The sequence below is a fragment of the Rathayibacter sp. AC451 genome, assembly GCF_979253095.1.
Map to the genome: position 1 here is coordinate 267,020 of NZ_CEEDBD010000001.1, position 22,700 is coordinate 289,719.

The window sequence follows — 22,700 nt, forward strand, 5'->3', positions numbered from 1 at the left end:
AGGGCAGATTTCACAACAAGTGGGCGGAATGGTATGCGGCATTGCTCGACCGTTCTGCGGTTTAGCGCGCCACCTCGCGCTTACGGCCCACGCTAGCGACCTAGAAGAACGTTTACGTCCGACTCGTGCGGGTCCTAATGTCGCTCGGCACGGCACCGCACGCAAGGCCGTCCTTCTCTCAGGGTCGCGCGCTCATTCGGACATTGACGTAACGGCGACGGCTTCGGTCGTAGCTGTAGCTTGGCCGATGACGCGGCCAATCGCCTCAGTTCAGCAGGTCGCCGAGGATCCAGCTCGAGAGGCCTACCAGCAGCGAGGTGCCGACGACGATCCACGCGACCAGCCTCCGGGTCGCGCGTGCGGCCTCCTCCGAGGTCAGTGGAGTGGGGCGAAGCGGCTTCACGTATGCGGCGGGCAGGTCGTAGGCGGAGGTGCGCGGCAGCAGCGGTGGAAGGGTCACGGGAGGCCCGTCGACCCAGTGCTCGGGCAGCTCGGAGGCGCGAGCCGCCTGCAGGGTCAGCTCGGCCTGCAGCGGGGAGCTGCGCAGCGCGGCGTACGCGGCCGTGGTCAGGCCGAGACTCGTCAGGTGCCGCACGGTCGGCGCGAACTGCTGCGAGACGGCGGGGGAGAGCTCGCCGACGCGGGCGCCGTCCAGAAGCACCTCGATGCGGTCGTCGAGAGCATGCAGCGTCACGATGACGAGTCCGCGGCCACCGCCGGGCAGGACGTCGACGAGCCGGGCGAAGTGCTCGTCCTCGCGCAGCACCTGCAGGCCGCGGCCCCAGGGGATGAGCGAGTACGGGCCGGTCGGCAGGGCGTTGACGGGGGTCAGCAGCTCCGGGTCGACCAGCGCGAGGCGGACGGAGGCGCGCAGTCCGCGAGTCGTCCGCGTCGCGCTGAGGTGCGCGCCGGTCGTCGGCACGAGGCCGCTGGCCGTGATCCGGGCCAGAGCGGGCTGGTACGCCGCGGAGTCGGGGAGGTAGCCGATCACACGGCCCTGCGCGCGGACGGAGACGGAGGTGGGGTCGCCGGGGCGGTCGGGCTCCGGCACCAGCTGCACGTCGATCCGCTGCTCGTGCCGCTCGTCCTTCTTCAGGGCGCGGCCGAGGAGCGAAGCGATCTCCTCGAGGCGGTCCGACTCGCCGACGACGTCGACAATGGGAGTGCCGTCGGCGTTCGGGAGCCGGTAGCGGGGTGCCTCTCCGTCGACGATCCGGGCGGGGGAGTGGTCGCTCGCCGACTTCCGGTCCCCGATCCAGCGCTCGCCGTCCCACCAGCGCAACGCGCCGACACCGTCGGGATACCAGCCGGCCGCGGCCGTCGAGTCCTGCTGCACCGGAGCCCCCCTCGTCTCAGCCCGACGAGTCTACCGGCGCGGTGAGGAGGGCCCGGGGATGGAGAGGCCCGCCGGCGCGGGTCTGCGGAGCGAGGCCCGCGGAAGTGAGGCTCAGCGGCAGGAATGCGGAGTTCGCCCGTGCATCGCGGCTCGCAGCCTCAGCTGTGCAGGTGCGCCGCCGCGCTCAGCGCCCGGGGTCCTCCGCGGACTCGTCCTCGAGGACGATCGCGGCGAGAGCCACGGGGGTGCTGCCGGTGTGCACGGACTCCTCGAGGACGTCCTCGATCAGCTCCGCGACGTGGCGGGCGTGGCCGGCGTTGATCGGGGCGGGATCCTCGAGGACGTCGACGAGGCTCCGCAGCACGGTACGTGTCTCGGGTCGCGGCATGGCGCCCAGGGTAAGGGCGAGGGAGTCGACGCGGAAGTAGCGATCCGCGCCAGAGCGCCCGGATAGGCTCCGGCCATGAGCAGATTCGACGACGCTGTCGTCCTCGTCCTCGGCGCCTCGGGAGGGCTCGGCCGGCTGATCGCCGACGAGCTCGAGAGCCGGGGAGCCCGCACCGTCCGGTCCGGCCGTGACGCCGACGCCCTGGGCGGGCGACCGCTGGTCGCCGATCTCCGCGGGGAGGACGCGCCCCGCCGGCTGATCGCGGAGGCTCTCGAGCGCCACGGGCGTCTCGACGGCGTCGTGATCGCCGCGGGCGTCGTCGCCTTCGGGCCGTCGGCCGAACTGGACGAGACCGTGCTCGAGGAGCTCGTGGAGGTGAACGCCCTGGCGCCGATCCGCGTGCTGACCGCCGCCTTCGCCCCGCTGGCGGCCTCGGCCTCCGAGGGCCGGGAGCCGTTCGCCGTCACGATCAGCGGAGTCGTCGCCGAGGCGCCGACCGCCGGTCTCGCCGCGTACTCCGCGTCCAAGGCGGCACTGCACTCCTTCGTCAAGGCCTCCGCGCGCGAGTACAGGAAGGCGGGCATCCTGCTCCTGGACGCACGACCTGGCCACACCGAGACCGAGCTGTCGCAGCATCCGCTGGCGGGCGAGGCCCCTCGCTTCGGGGCCGGGCTCGCTCCGGACGCCGTCGCGAAGCGGATCGTGGACGCGCTCGAGTCGGGCGAGACGGACCTGCCGCCCGCCGCGTTCGGCGCCTGACTCTCAGGCCGTCGCGAACCGCTTCGCCGAGCGCTCGCGCGCCTTCGCCGCCTCGACCTCGCGGTCCTTCGGCGGAGCGGCCGACACGAGGTCCTCGAGGAGGTGCCCCGTGATGTGGGCGATCTCGGCGACGGCGTGGTCGAACGCCTCCTGATTGGCCTTCGAGGGCTTCGTGGTCCCGCTGATCTTGCGGACGTACTGGAGCGCGGCGGCCTGGACCTCGTCGTCGGTGGCGGCGGGCTCGAAGTTGTGGAGCGTGTGGATGTTCCGGCACATGCGACGAGGGTACGTCCGGCACGGGCCCCGCGCCAGGACACCGGCTGTTCACTCCCGCGTCGCCCGAGCCCTCTACCGTCGGCGCGTGACCGCCGCCTCCGAGACCGCTCGCGTCGACCCCGAGCTCCTCCGCACCCTGACCCCCGACGACGCCCGCGATCTCGTGGTGCTCGACGAGGACGACGACGACCCGGTGCTCCTGCGCCGCGACGGCACGCGCATCGACACCTGGCGCGAGGGCTACCCCTACGACGAGCGGATGTCGCGCGAGGAGTACGAGGCGGGCAAGCGCCTCCTGCAGATCGAGCTGCTGAAGCTGCAGAACTGGATCAAGAAGCACGGGCGCCGCCTGGTCGTCGTCTTCGAGGGCCGCGACGCCGCAGGCAAGGGCGGCACGATCAAGCGCTTCACGGAGCACCTGAACCCCCGTGGCGCGCGCGTGGTCGCGCTGGAGAAGCCCACCGAGCGCGAGGCGTCGCAGTGGTACTTCCAGCGCTACGTCTCGCACCTGCCCGCCGCGGGCGAGATCGTGCTGTTCGACCGCTCCTGGTACAACCGCGCCGGAGTCGAGCGCGTGATGGGGTTCTGCACCCCGGCTCAGTACGACGAGTTCATCCGCCAGACGCCGCTCTTCGAGAGCATGCTCACCGGCGACGGCATCGACCTGGTCAAGCTCTGGTTCTCGGTGTCGGCGGAGGAGCAGCGCACGCGCTTCACGATCCGCATGATCGATCCGGTGCGCCAGTGGAAGCTCTCGCCGATGGACCTCGCCTCGCTCGACAAGTGGGACGACTACACCGCGGCGAAGGAGGCGATGCTCGCAGCGACCGACACCGACGACGCTCCCTGGACGGTCGTGAAGAGCAACGACAAGAAGCGCGCCCGCCTCGAGGCGATGCGCCACGTGCTGAGCCTGCACGAGTACGACGGCCGCGACGACGAGGTCGTCGGCGCTCACGGACCGGACCCGCTCATCGTGGGCCCGGCGGGCGAGGTCTACGAGCGGGGCGAGCACATCACCGCCCCGAGACGGTTCTGAGGGGGACGGGCGTGCGGGGGACGGCGCCGGGGGCGGCCACGAGGGACGGCGGGCACGATCTGCCCGGAGTGCATCTGCGCTGGCTCTCACTCGACGAGCAGAGCCTGGACGCGGAGCGGCTGCTCCCGCTGCTCACCGGAGCGGAGCGCGAGCGCTACGCGAGCACTCCGGCCGCGTCCGTCGCCGAGCGCTTCGTCTTCGGACGCGTGCTTTTGCGGATGCTCGCGGCCGAGCTCACCGGCGGCGACGCGGCCGCGATCGACGTGGTGGCGAACTGCGCCGGCTGCTCCGGTCCGCACGGGCGCCCGCGGCTGGAGGGAGCGGATCCGCTCCTCGCGAGCCTGTCGGTCAGCATCGCGCACTGCGCGGGCGCTGTGGTCGTCGCGGCCAGCACCGCGGGGACGGTCGGGGTCGACATCGAGCCGACGGCCGGGTCCGCAGAGCGCAGCGCGCAGATCACCCGGGTCGCCGGGGCGCCCTTCTGGGTCGGCGCGGCGCGACCCGCCGATCCGATCCTGCACTGGACCCGGATCGAGGCGGTGCTGAAGGCCGACGGGCGCGGCCTCGAGGTCGATCCGCACCGCGTCCTCGTCCACGAGTCGCGGATCGCCGCCGAGGCGCGCCTCGACGGCGTCCGGTTCCGCCTCGCCGAGCCGCGGCTCGACCCGGCGTTCCGCGTCAGCGTCGCGCTCGGTCCGGTTCAGGGTCGTGGCACCGGGCCCATCATCGGCTGGCGCCGCGAGCACTCCGACACGCTCGCCGAGTCCCTCGTCTCAGCGGGCCGGTAGCTCCGGCAGCTCCTCGTCGAGGAGCCACGTGTCGAGCAGCTCGTCGACCGGGTCGTCGAGCAGCTCGGTGCAGAGCTCGCGGAAGTCCTCGTCGGTGACCGCGGCGGAGGCGAACCGCCGGGTCCACTCGCGCACGAGGTCGAAGAACGCGTCGTCGCCGACCCTCAGCCGCAGCGCGTGCAACGTGAGCGCACCGCGCTTGTAGACGCGGTCGTCGAAGAGCGACACGGGACCGGGGTCGGCGAGGACGAGGTCCTCGGGCTGGACCTGCAGCAGAGCGTGGTGGCGCCGGGCGAGCGAGTCGGCGGAGGGTCCGCCCGCGTGCTCCGACCAGAGCCACTCGGCGTAGCAGGCGAAGCCCTCGTTGAGCCAGATGTGCCGCCAGCGGGCGACGCCGACGCTGTTGCCGAACCACTGGTGCGCGAGCTCGTGGGCGATCAGCCGCTCCGAGCCGCCGCGGCCGTCGACGTGGTTGGCGCCGAACACCGCCATGGCCTGCGCCTCGAGTGGGATCTCGAGCACATCGGCTGTGACGACCACGGAGTACCGCGCGAACGGATAGGGGCCGAAGAGGCGCACGAAGAGCTCCAGCATCGCGCCGAGCCGGGCGAAATCGTGGCGGGCGCGTGTGGCGAGCGCGGCCGGACGGGCGATGGTCACGGGCACCCCGGCGAGCACGAGATCCTCGAGGGCGTAGCGCCCGATCTGCACCGACGCGAGGTAGGTCGCCGTGGGCTCGCGCTGCTCGTACACCCAGGTGCGCCGGCCCGACCGGGCACTCGACCCGACCAGCACCCCGTTCGCGACGACCGTGTAGCCCTCCTCCGCCGTGACGCGGACGAGGTACGCGGCCTTGTCGGCCTGGTCGTCGTTGCAGGGGAACCAGGTCGACGCTCCGGTCGGCTGCGACGCCACGAGCACGCCGTCGGTGAGCTCCTCCCAGCCGAGCTCGCCCCAGTGGCTCCCGCGGGGCCCGGGATGCCCGCTGTACTCGACCTCGACGACGAACGGCTCGCCGGGGCGCAGCAGGGTCTCCGGGGTGACGCGGAGTTTGTGCGGCGTCTGCGCGTACTGGGCCCGGCGTCCGTCGACCCGGACCCGGCCGACCCTGAGCCGGCTGAGGTCGAGGGTGAAGCGGCGCAGCGGCTGGAGGGCGACGGCGCGGATCAGTGCGCGTGCGGCCAGGCGGTTGCTCGACACGCGGTAGTCGAGCTCGAGCTCGTAGGACTCGACGCGGTAGCCGCCGTTCCCGATCCCGGGGACGTAGGTGTCGCCGGCGGTCTCGAGACCGAGCTGGGCGGGGCTCACGCGACGGGCGCGTGGTAATCGGCGACGCGCACCTCGCGCCACGGGCCGATCGGATTGCCGCTCCAGCGGCTCCCTGCGGGCACCAGCTCGCCGCGCATGACGAGCGAGGAGGGGCCGACCGTGCCGTGCGCGGCGATGCGGGCCGCGGGCAGGATCACGCTGTGCGGTCCGAGGGTCGCTCCGGTGTCCAGGCTGACGGCATCCATGCTCATGATTCGATCATGGAACAGGTGGGTCTGCACGACGCACCCGCGGTTGACGGCCGCTCCGTCGCCCAGATCCACCAGATCCGCCTCGGGGAGCCAGTAGCTCTCGCACCAGACGCCCCGCCCGATGCGGGCGCCGAGGCTCCGGAGCCACCAGACGAGCGCGGGGTCCCCGCCGCCGCATGCGCGAACCAGGGCGCCGCGACCATCTCGGTGAACGTGTCGGCGAGCTCGCTGCGCCAGATGAAGGACGACCAGAGCGGATGATCGCCCGCGCGCACGCGCCCGATCAGGAGCCACTTCGCCGCGGTGCTGACGGTGGCGGCGACCGCGCCGGCGGCCAGCAGGACGACTCCGCTCAGCAGCGCGGTGACGATCGCGCCGAACGTCCCGACCAGCGCGAGCAGGGCGACGACGACGCCGAAGCCGAGCGCGACCGAGACGACGACGGGGACGAAGCGGAACAGCTCCCAGACGATGCGCGCGACCCGCAGCCGCGTCGGCGGGCGGAAGGTGCGCGCCGACTCCGCCTCGACGACGGTGCGCCGCAGCCGCACGGGCGGCGAGCCGAGCCAGGACGACCCCGGCTTGGACTTGCGCGGGGCCGAGGAGAGCACCGCGACGAGACCGCCGGCCGGCACTGTGTGCCCCGGTGCGGCCATGCCGGAGTTGCCGAGGAACGCGCGCTCGCCGATCTCGGCGCGGGCGAGCCGCATCCAGCCGCGGCCGAGGGTGTAGGAGGCGACGAGGGTGTCGTCGGCGAGGAACGCCCCGTCGCGGATCGTCGTCATCGCGGGCAGGAGGAGCACGGTGGACGCCTCCACGTCGCGGCCGACCCGCGCACCGAGCAGCCGGAGCCAGACCGGGGTGAAGAGGCCGGAGTAGAGGGGGAACAGCAGCGTGCGGGCCTGATCGAGCAGGCGCTCCGTCGACCAGACCTGCCAGCCGATCCGTCCGCGGACCGCGTGCGTGCCCGGCACGACGCCCCGGCCGAGCAGGCGGACGAGGAGGACCACGAGACCCGCGAGAGCTGCTCCCGTGAGGGCGACAGCGGGGACCAGCGCGGCGAGCGCGCGCCCGACGGCGTCGCCCAGACCCGGGGAGCCCTGCACGGCGACGGCGATCACTCCGACCCCCGCGCCGAAGGAGAGGATCGGGACGGCCGCGAGACCCACGGCGGCCAGTCCGTAGGCCCAGACCCACCCGGTCGCCTTCGGAGGGCGCTCGGCGGGGAAGCCGGCGTTCGCCTTGCCCAGGCGCTGGGCGGGCGAGCCGCCCCAGCGCTGACCGGCGGGCACGCGTCCGAAGACGGCGGAGCCCGGCTCGATCTGCGCGTTCTTGCCGATCCTCGCGCCGGGGAGGAGCGTGCTGCGGGCACCGACGGTGCTGCCGGCTCCGACGCGCACCGCGCCGATGCGCACCACGTCGCCGTCGATCCAGTAGCCCGAGAGGTCGACCTCGGGCTCGACCGCCGCGCCACGGCCCAGCGTGAGCATGCCGGTGAGCGGGGGCAGGGAGTGCAGGTCGACGTCGTCGGCGATGCGGGCGCCCAGCGCGCGGGCGTAGTAGGACACCCAGGGCGCGCCCGCGAGGCTGACGGCGCCGAGCTGGTGCGCGACCTGCTCGGCGAGCCACAGCCGCAGGTGGACCCCTCCGCCCCGCGGGTGGTCGCCCGCGCGGACGCCGCGCAGGAGCAGGCGTGCCGCGACGACCGTGAGGCCCATCCGTCCGAACGGCGTGCAGAACAGCACGAACGCGGGCACGAGCACCGGCAGCTCGACGGTCGGCAGGAACCCGAAGCCCGGGAGCAGGTCGAGGAGGGAGCAGACGGTGAGCAGCGCGACGAGCCAGCGCGTGCCACCGAGGATCAGGAGGGGTGCGCCGAGCACGGTCTGCAGCACCTGCATCCGCCGGGGGACGGGTGCGATGCGGTGATCGGACACGGCACCCGGGCCGGCACCACGGCTCGCGATCTCGGCCGCCATCGCAGCGAGACGGGGGTGGGCGTAGACGTCGGCGACGGTGAACTCCGGGTCGCGCTCCCGGATCCGGGCGACGAGCTGCGCGGCGGCCAGCGAACCGCCGCCGAGGTCGAAGAAATTGGCGCTCTCGTCGACCGGGACGCCCAGGACCTCGCGCCAGCGGGTGGCGAGCCAGGCCGTCTCGGGGTCGAGCGCGTCGTCGGCCGGTGCGGTGTCCTCGAGCGGCCAGGGCAGCGCTGCCCGGTCGACCTTGCCGGACGTGCGGGTGGGCAGCTCGTCGACCACGGCCAGGAGGGGCACCAGCGCCGCCGGGAGCTCCTCGCGCAGTCGGGCGAGGGCGGCATCGCGGTCGAGCGGCCGTCCCGCGGCCAGGGCGAGGTAGCCGACCAGGACCTGGTTGCCGGCCGACGTCGTGCGGACGGCCGCCGCCGCTCCGGAGACGCCGGGGAGCCCCTGCAGTGCGGCCTCGACCTCGCCGAGCTCGATGCGACGGCCGCCGAGCTTGACCTGGTCGTCGGCGCGCCCCTGGAAGACGAGGCCCTCGGCCTCGTAGCGGACGAGGTCGCCCGAGCGGTAGGCGCGCTCCCAGCCGAGCAGCGGCGCGGGAGCGTACTTCTCGGCGTCCTTCGCGGCGTCGAGGTAGCGCGCGAGGCCGACTCCGCCGATGACGAGCTCGCCCACGCCGCCCTCCTCCACCCGGTGGCCGTCGGCGTCGACGACCGCGAGCCGCCAGCCGTCGAGCGGGAGGCCGATGCGCACCGGTCCCGGGCCGCCGAGCGGGGCCGCGCAGGCGACGACGGTGGCCTCGGTGGGCCCGTACGTGTTCCACACCTCGCGGCCGTCGACGGCCAGGCGCTCGGCGAGCTCGGGCGGGCAGGCCTCGCCGCCGAAGATGAGCAGGCGCACGTTCTCGAGCGACTCGGCGGGCCAGAGCGCGGCGAGCGTCGGCACGGTCGAGACCACGGTGATGCCGTGGGTGGTGAGCCAGGGGCCGAGGTCCATGCCGCTGCGCACGAGGGACCGGGGAGCCGGCACGAGGCAGGCCCCGTGACCCCACGCCAGCCACATCTCCTCGCAGGAGGCGTCGAACGCCACCGAGAGGCCCGCGAGCACTCGGTCCCCCGGACCCAGCGGCTCCTTCTGCAGGAACACCCGCGCCTCCGCGTCGACGAACGCGGCGGCGGAGCGGTGGCTGACGGCGACGCCCTTGGGAGTGCCCGTGGAGCCGGAGGTGAAGATGATCCACGCGTCGTCCTCGAGCGCGGGGGGCTGGAGCAGCGGGATCGAGGCGGTGCTGGGGTGCGGGGCGGTGGGGGCGAAGAGGCGCGCCGGTGCGTCGACGCCGTCGTCTATCCGCTCGAAGCGGCCGGATCTGGTCACGACGCCCCGCACGCGCGCCTCGCCGAACACCAGCTGCGCGCGCTCCTCGGGGTCGTCGGCGTCGACGGGGACGTAGGCGGCGCCGGCCGCGAGGATTGCCAGGATCGAGAGGTAGAGCTCGCGCGATCCGCTCGGCATGCGGACGCCGACGCGGTCGCCGCGCTGGACTCCCGCCGCGGTCAGCTCGCCGGCCGCGCCGACGACGCGGGCGAGGAGCTCCCGGTAGCTGAGCGCTCCGGCCGCGTCCTCGAGCGCGGACGCGTCGGGGTGCAGTCGGGCCGTCTCGCGGAGGACATCGATGAGCGTCCGAGGCGGCGCCGCGAGGGCGCCGGCGTCGAGGTGGTCCTGCGCGAGGGTCGTCTCCACGTCCGGTCTCCGTTCCGGCCGAGCGGAGTGATCGCCACGGCCGGGGCGTCACGGTAGGACCACCGGGTGTCCGGCGGGTGAACACGTCGTGCCCGGCAGCCGACCCGGCGTGCGGGCGGCCGCCGGGCACGGCGGGGGAGGCGGATCAGTGACCGACGGGCAGCGGCGCGTCGGACTCCGTCGGACGACGGACGAAGAACGCCGCGACGATCGCGAGGGTGGCGATGGACGCACCGCAGACGAAGGCCGCGTGGATGCCGCCCGCCGACGCGGCGACCTGGTCGGCGCCCTCGCGGGCGAGCGCGGCCGACTGGATCGAGAGCACCGTGACGAACAGCGCCGTGCCGGCCGCGCCTCCGAGCTGCTGCACGGTGCCGATGATGGCGCTGCCGTGCGAGTAGAACCGGGGCTTCACGGAGCCCAGTCCCGCTGTGAACAGCGGAGTGAAGACGAAGGCGAGTCCGAGGCTGAGGACGATGTGCAGCGTCAGGATGAACCAGGACGACGAGTTCTCGTCGAGGGCGGTGAAGCCATACAGCGCGGCGGCGACGATCACGGAGCCGGGCACCAGCAGCACGCGCGGGCCGAAGCGGTCGTAGCCGCGGCCGACGAACGGCGCGAGCAGTCCCATCAGCAGGCCGCCCGGGAGCAGCAGCAGCCCGGTCTCGAGCGGCGTCAGGCCCAGGACGTTCTGAGTGTAGAGCGGCAGGAGGATCAGAGTGCCGAAGAGCGCCGACATGCTGACGGCCATCATCACGATCGCGATCGTGAAGCCGCCGGAGGTGAAGGTGCGGAGATCGAGCAGCGCGCGATCGGTCTTCTGCAGGGAGAGCTGGCGCGCGATGAAGCCCGCGAGGCCGATCGCCGCGACGACGAACGGCACCCACGGAGCGACGACCGCCTCGCCGCCCTCGCCGAGCGAGCTGAGACCGTAGACGAGTCCGCCGAATCCGAGCACCGAGAGCACGATCGAGAGACCGTCGATCGGGATCTTCCTCGGCTCCGTCACGTTCTCGACCTTGCGGAGGCCCAGGAGCAGCGCGCCGACGGCGATGGGGAGGACGATCCAGAACATCCAGCGCCAGCTGAGGAAGTTGAGGATGACGCCGGAGATGGTCGGGCCGACCGCGGGGGCGACGGAGATGACGATCGAGATGTTGCCCATCATCCGTCCGCGGATCGACGGCGGGACGAGCGTCATCACCGTGGTCATGAGCAGCGGCATCATGATCGCCGTGCCGCTCGCCTGCACGACGCGGGCGGCGAGCAGCACCTCGAAGGTGGGGGCGAGCGCGGCGCTGAGCGTGCCGAGGCTGAAGAGCGACATCGCGGCCGCGAAGAGGGTGCGGGTGTGCAGGCGCTGGATCAGGTAGCCGGTGATCGGGATCACGACGGCCATCGTCAGCATGAACGCCGTCGACAGCCACTGGCCGACGTGCGCCTCGACGCCGAAGTCGGCCATGAGGTCGGGCAGGGCCACGCTCATGATCGTCTCGTTGAGGATCACGACGAACGCCGACACCAGCAGCAGGCTGATGACGAGGCGGCTGCGCGGCTCGAGCACGGCCGACGGCGCCGGCGTGCGGTCTCGGGGTGCGGCGGACTCCCGCGTCTCGGGAAGGGTGCGCTCGGTCACAGGCGGTTCTCCGGTCGTGCGTCGTGTCGTGAAGGCTCCTGAAGGGCTCAGGAGCGGGTACGCATCGCGGCGGCGCCGTCGGAACCGGATGCGGAGGTTCGAGGTGTCAGAACTCTCCCAGGTGCCCCCGACATTCCCGATCCTGCGACATCCGTCGCGGATCCGTGCGATCAGGTCCGCTCGACGACCTCGGCGAACGCCGATGCGGCCCGCTCGGCGTCCTCGGCGGACGACTCCGCTCCGAAGCTGAACCGCACGGCCGTCTGGGCGACAGCGGGCTCGATCCCCAGCGCCAGCAGCACCTCGGACGGCTCGTCGCGGCCCGCCGCGCAGGCCGAGCCGCTCGACACGACCACCCCGCGCTCCTCCAGCGCCAGCAGGATCGACTCGCCGCTGCGACCGGGCACCACGTAGGACGCGATGGACGGCAGCCGGTGCTGCACCGACCCCGTCGGCACTGCCCGCGGCACGAGCGAGGCGACGCGCCCGGCGAACGCGTCGCGCACCGCGGCGACGCGCTCGGACCTGAGCGGATCGAGCAGCGTCACCGCCGTGCCGAGCGCGACGGCGGACGCCACGTTCTCGGTCCCGGAGCGCCGCGAGCGCTCCTGCCCCCCGCCGTGCACCAGCGGCTCGAAGGCGAGGCGGCTGCGCAGCATCAGCGCGCCGACGCCCTTCGGGGCGCCGAGCTTGTGCCCCGAGATCGACACCGCGTCGGCTCCCATCGCGGGCAGGTCGACCCAGCCCGCCGCCTGCACCGCGTCGACGTGGAGCGGGATGCGCCGCTCGCGGCAGATCGCGGCGACCGCCGGCACGTCCTGCACGGTCCCGATCTCGTTGCTGGCCGCCAGGACCGACACCAGTGCCGTCTCCGGCGTCAGCAGCTCTGCGAGCGCCTCGAGATCGAGGCGTCCGTCGGAGTCGACAGGGGCGACGGCGACCTCGAACCCGTGCAGACGGCGCAGGAATTCGGCCGACTCCACCGTGGCCTCGTGCTCGATCGCCGAGATCACGATCCTCCGCCCGCGCGGATCGCCGAGGGCGATGCCCTTCACCGCGGTGTTGATCGACTCCGTGCCGCCCGAGGTGAAGAGCGTCTCGGAGGCGCGCCCGCCGAGGAACCGGGCGACGCGGCCGCGCGCCTGCTCGAGCGCGCGCGCCGCGGCGTCGCCCAGCGCGTGGCTGCTGGACGGGTTGCCGAACTCGCCGGTCAGGAACGGCCACATCGCCTCGAGCACCTCGCGGCGCACCGGCGACGTGGCGGCGTGGTCGAGGTAGATCACGGACGCGGCGCCTCGACCTCGATGTCGAGCCCCAGGTCGAGCGAGCGGACGCTGTGGGTCAGCGCACCGACCGAGATCACGTCGACGCCGGACTCGGCGATCGCGCGCACCGTCTCGAGGTTCACGCCGCCGCTGGCCTCGACGACCGCGCGGCCGCCGATCAGCGCGACACCCTGGGCGAGCTGCTCCGGGGTGAAGTTGTCGAGCATGATCGTGTCCGCCCCGCCCGCCAGCGCCGGCTCGATCTGGTCGAAGCGGTCGACCTCGACCTCGATGTGCGTGGTGTGCGGCACGGCCGCGCGGGCGGCCCGGAGCGCGGCGGTGAGGTCGATCCCGCGCTGGGCGAGGATCGCGAGGTGGTTGTCCTTCGCGAGGATCGCGTCCGACAGGGAGAACCGGTGGTTGCGTCCGCCGCCGCTGCGCACCGCGTGCCGCTCGAGGGCACGGAGCCCGGGGGTGGTCTTGCGGGTGTCGACGATCCGCGCCCGCGTGCCCTCGACCGCCTTCACGTATTGGGCGGTCAGGGTGGCGATGCCGCTCATCCGCTGCACCAGGTTCAGCGCGACGCGCTCGCCGCGCAGCACGCCCGCGGCGGGGCCCGAGATCTCGGCGAGCAGGGCGCCGGCGGTGAACGAGGCCCCGTCCTCGACGAGGACGCTCGTCCGGATGCGGGAGTCGGCCTGCAGCATCGTGCCGACGAGGACGGCCCCGCCGCTGAAGACGCCGGGCTCGCGCGCGACCAGGCGCGCCGAGGCGGTGGCGTCGGCCGGGATCAGCGTCTCGGTCGTGATGTCGCCCCAGGGGGCGTCCTCCTCCAGCGCGAGGGTGACGAGGCGTTCGATGCTCTGACGGGTCAGCACGGGACGGCGACCTTTCTTCTTCCGGCGACGCGGTAAGCGGTCGCCTCGGTTCCGGGGTGGTCGGTGCGGTGGTGGGCGCCGCGGGACTCCGAGCGCGCGAGGGCCGCGTCGATCAGGGCCAGGCCGCACTCGACGAGGTTCGCGTCCTCGAGGGTGCGGAGCGAGAGGGGGGCGGCGACTCCGACGAGCGCGGAGCGAGCCGCCAGGAGCCCCGCCGCGTCGCGCGACACCCCGGCGCCCGCCCACAGGGCCGCCTGCAGCGCCGAGCGGTCGAGGGAGAGCGGAGTGACGGGGCGGGGTTCCGTCGCGGGAGCAGTCGCCGGGGCGGGCGCGTCCAGGGCCCGGGCCACCCGCCGGGCGAACACCACGCCCTCGAGCAGGCTGTTCGAGGCCAGCCGGTTCGCGCCGTGGACGCCGGTGCAGGCGATCTCGCCGACGGCGAAGAGCCCCGGGAGGCTCGTGCGTCCGTCGAGATCGGTCGCGATGCCGCCCATCCAGTAGTGCGCGGCAGGCGTCACGGGCACGAGGTCCTCGGCGAGCGAGAGGCCGTTCGCCCGGCAGGCGGCCGAGATGCTCGGGAACCGCTTCGCGAGCACCGCGGGGTCGAGGTGCCGGGCGTCGAGGTGCACGGGCAGTCCGCCCTGCTGCCGCATCCGCTCGGCGATCGCCCGGGCGACGACGTCGCGGGGAGCGAGCTCGGCGTCGGGGTGCACGGCGGTCATGAAGCGCTCGCCCGCGGCGTCGCGCAGCACCGCTCCCTCGCCGCGGACGGCCTCCGAGACGAGGAAGCCGCCGGGCAGCGCGAGGGCGGTCGGGTGGAACTGGTAGAACTCCAGGTCCGCGGCTTCGGCTCCCGCGCGCAGAGCGGCGGCGAGCCCGTCGCCGGTGGCGACCTCGGGGTTCGTGGTGTGGCTGAACAGCCGGCCCGCGCCGCCGGTCGCGAGGACGACGGCGTCGGCGTCGATCCGCTCGACGGAGCCGCCCCGCAGCACGTCGGCCCCTACGATCGCGGCACCCCGGCGCACCAGATCCACGAGCGCGGTCCGCTCCATCACCGTGACGGAGGCGGCGCGCACCGCGGACACGAGCGCCCCCTCGATCGCGGCGCCGGTCGCGTCACCGCCGGCGTGGAGGATGCGCGAGCGCGAGTGCGCCGCCTCGAGTCCGCGCGCGAGGTCGCCGCCGTCGCGGTCGAACGCGACCCCCCAGGCCAGCAGCGCGGCCACGGCGGCGGGACCCTCGGAGCAGAGCACCTCGACGGCCGAGCGCGAGCAGAGCCCGGCACCGGCGGTCAGGGTGTCCTCGACGTGCAGGGCGACGGAGTCGTCCGCGGCTGTGACCGCGGCGATCCCGCCCTGCGCCCAGCGCGTGCTCGACTCCTCGATCGCGCCCTTGGTGACCAGGACCACCTCGTGGCGGCGGGAGGCGAGCAGGGCGGTCACGAGCCCGGCGATGCCGCTGCCCACGACGACGACGCGCGACACGTCAGGCCGCCGTCGGAGCCGTCGGGCCGGTGGGCGGGACGGCCGCGAGCATCCGCTCGAGGGCGACCTTGGCCTCGGCCTGGACCGAGTCGTCGACCGAGATGCGGTTGTGGACGGTGCCCTCGACCAGCCCCTCGAGCACCCAGGCGAGGTAGCCGGGGTGGATGCGGTACATGGTCGAGCACGGGCAGACGACGTCGTCGAGGCAGAAGATCGTGTGCTGCGGGTACTGCGCGGCGAGGCGCTGCACGAGGTTGATCTCGGTGCCGATCGCGAAGGTCGTTCCCGCGGGGGCCGCCTGGATCGCCTTCACGATGTAGTCCGTGGATCCGTACTCGTCGGCGGCGTCGACGACCGCCATCGGGCACTCGGGGTGCACGATCACACGGACACCGGGGTGCTCGGCGCGCGCCTTCTCGATCTGCCCGACGGTGAAGCGCTTGTGCACCGAGCAGAAGCCGTGCCAGAGGATCACCTGCGCGTCCAGGAGGGTCTGCACGTCCGAGCCGCCCTGCGCCTTCCGCGGGTTCCACATGGGCATGCGTTCGAGCGGCACCCCCATCGCCTTCGCCGTGTTGCGACCGAGGTGCTGGTCGGGGAAGAAGAGCACCCTCTGCCCGCGCGCGAACGCGTCCTCGAGCACGGTCGCCGCATTGGAGGACGTGCAGACCACTCCACCGTTGCGCCCGCAGAACGCCTTGAGCGCGGCGGAGGAGTTCATGTACGTGACCGGGATCAGCGGGACGCGCCCATCGGCGTCCGGCTCGGTGCCGTAGAGCTCGGTGAGCTCGGCCCACGCGTCCTCGACGGAGTCGATGTCGGCCATGTCGGCCATCGAGCAGCCCGCAGCGAGGTTCGGCAGGATCACTGCCTGGTCGGGCCGCGACAGGATGTCGGCGGTCTCGGCCATGAAGTGCACGCCGCAGAAGACGATCGCCTCAGCGTCGGGACGGCTCGCGACCGCCTTCGCGAGTTGGAAGGAGTCGCCCACGAAGTCGGCGTACTGCACGACCTCGTCGCGCTGGTAGAAGTGCCCCAGCACGACGACCCGCTCGCCGAGCGTCTGCTTCGCAGCGAGGATGCGGTGGTGCAGCTCGTCGGCGCTCGCCGCGGTGTACGCGTCGGGCAGGCGGCCCTGGACGGGAGCCTCGGCGGGGATCGGATCGGCCTGGGACGCGCCGGGGCCGTAGGCGGGGAACCCGAGGTCGAACGACCAGGGCGCGTCGGCGAGCTCGGGGGCGCAGGTCTCGCCCGGGGCTCCGCGCTCGATGAGCTGGATGGTGCTGTCGACGGATGTCACGTGTCTCTCCTCGGATGGTGCGGACGGACGGGCGGTGCCGGTGCTCAGACCGGCAGCGGCCCGTTGTCGACGAGTGCCACGGACTCGTCGTAGCGGTACAGCCGCGGAGGGCGGTGGCGGGTGCCCGCCAGGCGCTGCTCGGTGGGTACCACGGTCTTGGACGCCTCGATCGAGCGGCGGAAGTTCGCCGGATCGAGGGGCTTCTGCAGAACGGCCTCGTGCACCTCGCGCAGCTGGGCGAGGGTGAAGGTCCCGCCGAGGAAGGCCTGCGCGATGCGGGAGTACTCCATCTTGTTGCGCAGGCGCCACAGGGCGTAGTCGACGATCAGCCCGTGATCGAAGGCCAGCTCGAGCGGCAGGTCGGTGCACAGCCAGGTGACGTTCTCGCCCACGATCGCCTCGTCGGCCTCTGAGGTGCGCACGAGCGCCCAGTAGACGATCGAGACGACTCGGCGCTCGCCGGGGGAGCGGTCGGGCCCGCCCACGGCGTAGAGCTGCTCGAGGTAGCGCGGAGCGAGTCCGGTGGTCTCTCGGAGCGTCCGACGGGCGGCCTCGGCCAGGTCCTCGTCCGGGCGCAGCGGCCCGCCCGGCAGGGCCCACAGGCCCTCGAACGGCTCCCGGATCCGGCGGACGACCGGGATCCAGACGGTGCTCGCCCCGGTCTCGGGATGCGGGCGCAGCGCGAAGATGACGGTCGAGACCGCGAGCTGCGGTACGGCTGCATCCATGGCGGATCCCTACTAAGAGTCACACTGACTGTAAGTGCTGCGCCGAGCTTAGTGTCACTCCGACCCGAACACCAAACCCCAGGTCGGTCTCCGGGAGATGCCACTCCGGAACGGGACACGCCGAGGGAGCCGAACCGGAGTGGCATCTCGGGGGGGAGGGGACAGCGCAAGCAGCACCCCGCTAGGGTGAGCGGACAACCGAATACCGGGCCGCATACGCGACGCGGGAGAGCCGACTCCGTCGGCACCGAAGGAGCAAGCCTCCCCGCCAATCTCTCAGGTCTTGTACCGCGTCGAACTGGCCACTCTGGAAATGCGTCGCGGAGCGACGAGCCGCCTGCGCGGTGCGATCACTCCGACGAGGCAGCCCACGGTGAAAGCGCCGCTCCGAGCGACGTGAACCTCTCAGGCATCCCGACAGAGGGGGAGTTCCCACGGCACTGCTGTGCCTCGCACCATCGACCTGTGCGGGCGCGTGCGCAGCACTGCGACGAATTGGAGAACTCATGTCCGAGAACCGAACGACCCCTCCCGCGGAGACCCCCGAACCGCGCTACTCCCCGCTGCACGACGTGCACGCGGCGGCAGGCGCCTCCTTCACCGACTTCGCCGGCTGGTGGATGCCGGTGCGCTACTCCGGCGATCTGGCCGAGCACCACGCGGTGCGCACCGCCGCCGGCCTCTTCGACCTCTCCCACATGGGCGAGATCCTGGTCGTCGGCCCCGAGGCGGTGGACGCGCTCGACTACGCCCTCGCGAGCGATCTGAGCGCCGTCGCCGTCGGCCGGGCGAAGTACACCCTGCTGCTCGACCGCACCGGAGGCGTCATCGACGACCTCGTCGTCTACCGCACGGGCGAGGACCGCTTCATGGTCGTCGCGAACGCCTCCAACCGGCACGTGGTCGCCGAGCAGCTGCGCGACCGCACGGCGATGTTCGACTGCGAGCTGTTCGACGAGAGCGACGACGTCGCGCTGATCGCGATCCAGGGCCCGAAGTCGCTCGAGATCCTGCAGAACGTGCAGGGCCTCGCCGTCGAGACGGAGCGGGGAGCGGAGGCGGTGCTCGACACCGACGACGCCGCGCGCCTGCTCGAGGAGCTGCGCTACTACCGCGCGGTGCCGGCGACCTTCGAGGCGCATCCGATCCTCATCGCCCGCACCGGCTACACCGGCGAGGACGGCTTCGAGATCTACGTCGCCCCCGACACCGCCCCCGCCCTGTGGGAGGCGCTCGCCGAGACCGGAGCCGGAGCGGGACTCGTCCCGGCCGGCCTCGCCGCTCGCGACACCCTCCGCCTCGAGGCCGGCATGCCGCTCTACGGCCACGAGCTCTCCCGCGAGATCTTCCCGGCGCAGGCCGGCCTCGGCCGCGTCGTCGCCTTCGGCAAGCCGATCGACTTCGTCGGCCGTGCCGCCAGCGAGGAGGGCCCGGCCGGGGACGCCCCCGTGCTCGTCGGCCTCGTCGGCGAGGGGCGCCGCGCCGCCCGCGCCGACTACACCGTCTTCTCCGACAGCGGCGACGAGATCGGAGTCGTCACCAGCGGCGTCCTCTCGCCCACGCTCGGCGTCCCCATCGCCATGGCGTACGTCGCCCCCGCCCAGGCGCAGCCGGGCACCACCGTCTCCGTCGACATCCGCGGCAGCCGCCTCCCCATGACCGTCACCGCCCTCCCCTTCTACTCCAGAAAGAAGATCTGACATGGCCGTCCCCTCCGACCTGCAGTACACCTCCGATCACGAGTGGATCTCCGTCGACGGTGACGTCGCGACGGTGGGCATCACCGCCTACGCCGCGGACAAGCTCGGCGACGTCGTGTTCGTCGAGCTGCCCGACGCGGGCTCCCGAGTCGAGGGCGGCAGCGTCGTCGGCGAGATCGAGTCGACGAAGTCTGTGGGCGAGCTCTTCGCTCCGGTCGACGGCGAGGTCCTCGAGACCAACTCCGGAGTCGTCGACAGCCCCGAGCTCGTCAACTCCGACCCGTTCGGCGAGGGCTGGCTGATCAAGGTGCGCTTCGAGGCGCTGCCCGACGGCCTGCTCGACGCCGCGGCCTACGGCGAGCTGGTCGGAGAGTAGATGTCGACCGTCCGGACCCCCTCCGAGTTCGAGTCCCGCCACATCGGGACCGACGCCGACGCCCAGCGCAGGATGCTGGCCGCCCTCGGCTACGACTCCGTCGACGCGCTGGTCACCGCCGCCGTCCCCGAGTCGATCCGCGTGCGCGACCTCGCGCCTGTGCTGCCCGCCCCTGCGACAGAGACCCAGGCGCTGGCCGAGCTGCGCGCCCTCGCCTCCCGCAACACGGTGCGCCGCCCCCTGATCGGCCTCGGCTACCACGGCACGCTGACGCCCGCGGTGATCAAGCGCAACGTCCTCGAGAACCCGAGCTGGTACACGGCCTACACGCCCTACCAGCCCGAGATCTCGCAGGGACGCCTCGAGGCGCTGATCAACTTCCAGACGATGGTGTCGGACCTCACCGGTCTCGACACCGCCGGCGCGTCGATGCTCGACGAGGGCACGGCCGTCGTCGAGGCGATGCTCCTGGCCCGCCGGGCCTCCAAGGCGCGCACCGATGTCTTCCTCGTCGACTCCGACGCGCTGCCGCAGACGCTCGCGCTCCTGCGCGGCCGTGCCGAGGCGGTGGGCATCCGCATCGTCGAGCTGCCGCTCTCGCGCACCGACGCCGAGGACGTGCCCGAGTGCTTCGGCGCGCTCGTGCAGTACCCCGGCGCTTCCGGGCACCTCTGGGACCCCTCCGCCGTGCTGGCCGCGGTCACGGCCCACGGCGGCCTCGGAGTCGTCGCCGCCGACCTGCTCGCCCTCACCCTCGTCCGCTCGCCGGGCGAGCTCGGGGCGGACGTCGCGGTCGGCACCTCGCAGCGCTTCGGCGTCCCGATGGGCTTCGGCGGACCGCACGCCGGCTACCTGGCCGTCCGCAAGGGACTCGAGCGCCAGCTGCCCGGCCGCCTCGTCGGCGTCAGCCAGGACGCGGACGGCCATCCCGCCTACCGCCTGTCCCTCCAGGCCCGCGAGCAGCACATCCGCCGAGAGAAGGCCACGTCGAACATCTGCACGGCGCAGGTCCTCCTCGCCGTCATGGCGGCCATGTACGCGGTCTACTACGGTCCTGACGGCCTGGCGCGGATCGCGGAGCAGGTGCACTCGCGGGCCGCGCTGCTCGCGCGCCTCCTGCTCGACCGGGGCCACTCCCTCCGCCACGCCGACTTCTTCGACACCGTCGCGGTCGTCGTGCCGCACGGCGCGGAGGCGGCGGTCGCCCGCGCCCGCGATGCCGGCTTCGACGTGCGCCTCGTCGACGCCGACACGGTGGCGGTCTCGCTGGACGAGACCGTGACGACCGCCGAGGTCGTCGCACTCGCCGTCGCGATCGGCGACCTCGACTCGGCGCACGGCTTCCTCGCCGCCTCCTCGCGCTCGATCCCCGTCGCGCTCGAGCGCGCCACCCCGTTCCTCGTGCACCCGGTGTTCAACACCCACCGCAGTGAGACATCGATGATGCGCTACCTCAAGCGCCTCGCCGACGCCGACTACGCGCTGGACCGCGGCATGATCCCGCTCGGCTCCTGCACGATGAAGCTCAACGCCGCCGCCGAGATGGAGGCGGTCAGCTGGCCCGAGTTCGCGAATCTGCACCCGTTCGCCCCCGAGGCCGACGTGCAGGGCTCGCTCGCCCTCATCGACCAGCTCGAGCGCTGGCTCGCGCACCTCACCGGCTACGACTCCGTCTCGCTGCAGCCCAACGCGGGCTCGCAGGGGGAGCTCGCGGGACTGCTCGCGATCCGCGGCTACCACCGCGCGAACGGCGACCTGGAGCGCACCGTCTGCCTCATCCCGTCGAGCGCGCACGGCACCAACGCCGCCAGCGCGGTGCTCGCGGGCATGCGGGTCGTCGTCGTCGCCTGCGACGAGCTCGGCAACGTCGATCTCGACGACCTGCGCGCCAAGATCGGGGAGCACGCCCCGGCCCTCGCGGCGCTCATGATCACGTACCCGTCGACGCACGGCGTCTACGAGCACGAGGTCTCCGAGATCTGCCGCCTCGTCCACGAGGCCGGCGGGCAGGTCTACGTCGACGGTGCCAACCTCAACGCGCTGCTGGGCTTCGCGCGCTTCGGCGACTTCGGCGGCGACGTCTCGCACCTCAACCTGCACAAGACGTTCTGCATCCCGCACGGAGGTGGCGGCCCCGGAGTCGGACCCGTCGCGGCCAAGGCGCACCTCGCGCCGTTCCTGCCCGGGCACCCGCTCGCCCAGCGCCTCGAGCACGCCCTGGGCCAGAACGGGGAGACGGTCGTGCACGGCGGCGTCCCGGTCTCGGCGGCCCCCTACGGCAGCCCCGGCATCCTTCCCATCTCGTGGGCGTACGCCCGCATGATGGGCGAGGACGGCCTGCGAGCCGCCACCGGTGCCGCGGTGCTCTCGGCCAACTACGTCGCCGCTCGTCTGCGCGAGCACTTCCCGGTGCTCTACACGGGTGAGAACGGCCTGGTCGCGCACGAGTGCATCCTCGACATCCGCCCGCTCACCGCGGCGACCGGAGTGACCGTGGATGACGTCGCGAAGCGCCTCGTCGACTACGGCTTCCACGCCCCGACCATGAGCTTCCCCGTCGCGGGAACGCTGATGGTCGAGCCGACCGAGAGCGAGGACCTCGCCGAGATCGACCGCTTCATCGACGCGATGATCGGCATCAAGGCCGAGGCTGACCGCGTCGGTGCGGGGGAGTGGCCGGTGGACGACAACCCGCTGCGCAACGCCCCGCACACGGCGGAGTGCCTGGTCACGGGGGAGTGGACGCACCCGTACTCGCGCGAGGAGGCGGTCTACCCCGTCCGCTCGCTCGTGCGCGGCAAGTACTGGCCGCCGGTCCGCCGGGTCGACCAGGCCTTCGGCGACCGCAACCTGGTCTGCGCCTGCCCGCCGATCGAGGCCTTCGCCTGATCGGCCCGGCGCAACTGAGGCTGAGAGGCGCGACATCCCGATATCTCGGGAATCGCGGCCTCTCAGCCTTACTCTGTGCGGATCCTCTCTCCCTCACCTCCCTCCTGATCCCTCACGTCCTCCACAGTTCGACCGCGGCCTCGCCCGTCGAGATCGCCCGCGGCGCATCCTCGCTGCATGGACCTTGTGCACCTCGTTCTCACCGGCCTCGGCGGTGTCGGCTCCGCCGCGCAGCTCGCCGCTGCCGGCTGCACGCGGCACCATCTCGAGACGGCGGTACGCGAGGGCTCTGTGCTCCGCGTCCGGCGCGGGTGGTTCGCTCTCCGGGGCATCGAACCAGGCGAGATCGCCGCTGTCGCCGCAGGCGGTCTCCTCACCTGCGTCTCAGCGCTCGCGACTCGACGGGTGTGGGTTCTGGCTGAGGACGCGCTGCACGTCGCCGTTCGTCCGAATGCGGTGCGTTCGCCTTCGCGCGGCGTGCGCCTCCACTGGCGGGAGTGGCCCGGATGCGGTCCGGAGACGTCATCGCGGGACGGCGTCCGTTCGAGCGTCCTGCACGTGGTCTCCTGCTTGCCGGAGGAGGAGGCCGTGATGGCTCTCGACTCCGTCGTCGAGA

16 protein-coding genes, 1 pseudogene and 1 riboswitch are annotated in these 22,700 nt (G+C 72.9%); of the genes and pseudogenes, 6 read left to right on the forward strand and 11 right to left on the reverse strand.

Annotated features, from left to right (window positions below; translation table 11 throughout):
- Positions 1-265: 265 nt before the first annotated feature.
- Together AC0CID_RS01250 and AC0CID_RS01255 are read right to left on the reverse strand one after the other, a co-directional pair.
- On the reverse strand, positions 266-1,336 hold the full coding sequence (locus AC0CID_RS01250) for a DUF2510 domain-containing protein (RefSeq protein WP_465225510.1): 1,071 nt from the start codon (positions 1,334-1,336) through the stop codon (positions 266-268).
- A 184-nt stretch (positions 1,337-1,520) separates the two neighbouring features.
- Positions 1,521-1,724: a hypothetical protein gene (locus tag AC0CID_RS01255; protein WP_465225511.1), complete on the reverse strand. Its 204-nt coding sequence runs from the start codon at positions 1,722-1,724 to the stop codon at positions 1,521-1,523.
- Between the two features lie 75 nt (positions 1,725-1,799).
- Here AC0CID_RS01255 and AC0CID_RS01260 point away from each other — a divergent pair, with 75 nt between their 5' ends.
- The gene (locus AC0CID_RS01260) at positions 1,800-2,483 is read left to right on the forward strand and encodes an SDR family NAD(P)-dependent oxidoreductase (protein ID WP_465225512.1); all 684 of its coding nucleotides are present in this window, start codon (positions 1,800-1,802) and stop codon (positions 2,481-2,483) included.
- Between the two features lie 3 nt (positions 2,484-2,486).
- On the opposite strand, the gene AC0CID_RS01265 is transcribed toward AC0CID_RS01260, so the two are convergent.
- Complete coding sequence (locus AC0CID_RS01265; protein WP_465225513.1) at positions 2,487-2,759, reverse strand: DUF2277 domain-containing protein; 273 nt, start codon at positions 2,757-2,759, stop codon at positions 2,487-2,489.
- 85 nt (positions 2,760-2,844) lie between these two features.
- Between AC0CID_RS01265 and ppk2 the strand changes: the two genes are divergently transcribed.
- Together ppk2 and AC0CID_RS01275 are read left to right on the forward strand one after the other, a co-directional pair.
- Positions 2,845-3,798 (forward strand): polyphosphate kinase 2, encoded by a 954-nt coding sequence (gene ppk2 / locus AC0CID_RS01270; RefSeq protein WP_465225514.1) that lies wholly within the window; start codon positions 2,845-2,847, stop codon positions 3,796-3,798.
- Positions 3,799-3,866: 68 nt separating this feature from the next.
- Positions 3,867-4,586, forward strand: a complete 720-nt coding sequence (locus tag AC0CID_RS01275) for a 4'-phosphopantetheinyl transferase family protein (RefSeq protein ID WP_465225515.1) — start codon at positions 3,867-3,869, stop codon at positions 4,584-4,586.
- Here the strand turns inward: AC0CID_RS01275 and AC0CID_RS01280 are convergent.
- The 8 genes and pseudogenes from AC0CID_RS01280 to AC0CID_RS01315 all read right to left on the reverse strand — a co-directional run bounded on the left by AC0CID_RS01280 (position 4,572) and on the right by AC0CID_RS01315 (position 17,119).
- Positions 4,572-5,894: a M1 family metallopeptidase gene (locus tag AC0CID_RS01280; RefSeq protein ID WP_465225516.1), complete on the reverse strand. Its 1,323-nt coding sequence runs from the start codon at positions 5,892-5,894 to the stop codon at positions 4,572-4,574. The two genes, AC0CID_RS01275 and AC0CID_RS01280, sit on opposite strands and share 15 nt — an antisense overlap.
- Positions 5,891-9,828: pseudogene (locus tag AC0CID_RS01285) on the reverse strand (Pls/PosA family non-ribosomal peptide synthetase). The gene AC0CID_RS01280 and the pseudogene AC0CID_RS01285 overlap by 4 nt, the downstream one beginning before the upstream one ends.
- A gap of 145 nt (positions 9,829-9,973) precedes the next feature.
- Entirely contained in the window at positions 9,974-11,464 is a 1,491-nt protein-coding gene (locus tag AC0CID_RS01290) for a DHA2 family efflux MFS transporter permease subunit (protein WP_465225517.1), read from the reverse strand.
- Positions 11,465-11,634: 170 nt separating this feature from the next.
- Positions 11,635-12,747 (reverse strand): cysteine desulfurase family protein, encoded by a 1,113-nt coding sequence (locus AC0CID_RS01295; protein WP_465225518.1) that lies wholly within the window; start codon positions 12,745-12,747, stop codon positions 11,635-11,637.
- Positions 12,744-13,607 carry a carboxylating nicotinate-nucleotide diphosphorylase gene (gene nadC, locus AC0CID_RS01300; protein WP_465225519.1) on the reverse strand — a complete coding sequence of 288 codons (864 nt, stop codon included), beginning with the start codon at positions 13,605-13,607 and terminating at the stop codon, positions 12,744-12,746. The genes AC0CID_RS01295 and nadC overlap by 4 nt, the downstream gene beginning before the upstream one ends.
- On the reverse strand, positions 13,601-15,091 hold the full coding sequence (nadB, locus tag AC0CID_RS01305; protein ID WP_465225520.1) for an L-aspartate oxidase: 1,491 nt from the start codon (positions 15,089-15,091) through the stop codon (positions 13,601-13,603). Before nadB ends, nadC begins: the two co-directional genes overlap by 7 nt.
- Before the next feature lies 1 nt (position 15,092).
- Positions 15,093-16,391 (reverse strand): quinolinate synthase NadA, encoded by a 1,299-nt coding sequence (gene nadA, locus AC0CID_RS01310; RefSeq protein WP_465225521.1) that lies wholly within the window; start codon positions 16,389-16,391, stop codon positions 15,093-15,095.
- Between the two features lie 44 nt (positions 16,392-16,435).
- Positions 16,436-17,119 carry an NUDIX hydrolase gene (locus AC0CID_RS01315; protein WP_207403024.1) on the reverse strand — a complete coding sequence of 228 codons (684 nt, stop codon included), beginning with the start codon at positions 17,117-17,119 and terminating at the stop codon, positions 16,436-16,438.
- Between the two features lie 214 nt (positions 17,120-17,333).
- Positions 17,334-17,420, forward strand: a riboswitch (glycine riboswitch).
- 205 nt (positions 17,421-17,625) lie between these two features.
- Between AC0CID_RS01315 and gcvT the strand changes: the two genes are divergently transcribed.
- From gcvT to gcvP, 3 genes are read left to right on the forward strand one after another with little or no spacing between them, the layout of a single operon-like run.
- Complete coding sequence (gene gcvT, locus AC0CID_RS01320) at positions 17,626-18,819, forward strand: glycine cleavage system aminomethyltransferase GcvT (RefSeq protein ID WP_465225522.1); 1,194 nt, start codon at positions 17,626-17,628, stop codon at positions 18,817-18,819.
- A 1-nt stretch (position 18,820) separates the two neighbouring features.
- Complete coding sequence (gcvH, locus tag AC0CID_RS01325) at positions 18,821-19,195, forward strand: glycine cleavage system protein GcvH (RefSeq protein WP_207403022.1); 375 nt, start codon at positions 18,821-18,823, stop codon at positions 19,193-19,195.
- On the forward strand, positions 19,196-22,084 hold the full coding sequence (gcvP, locus tag AC0CID_RS01330; protein ID WP_465225523.1) for an aminomethyl-transferring glycine dehydrogenase: 2,889 nt from the start codon (positions 19,196-19,198) through the stop codon (positions 22,082-22,084).
- Positions 22,085-22,700 lie beyond the last annotated feature (616 nt).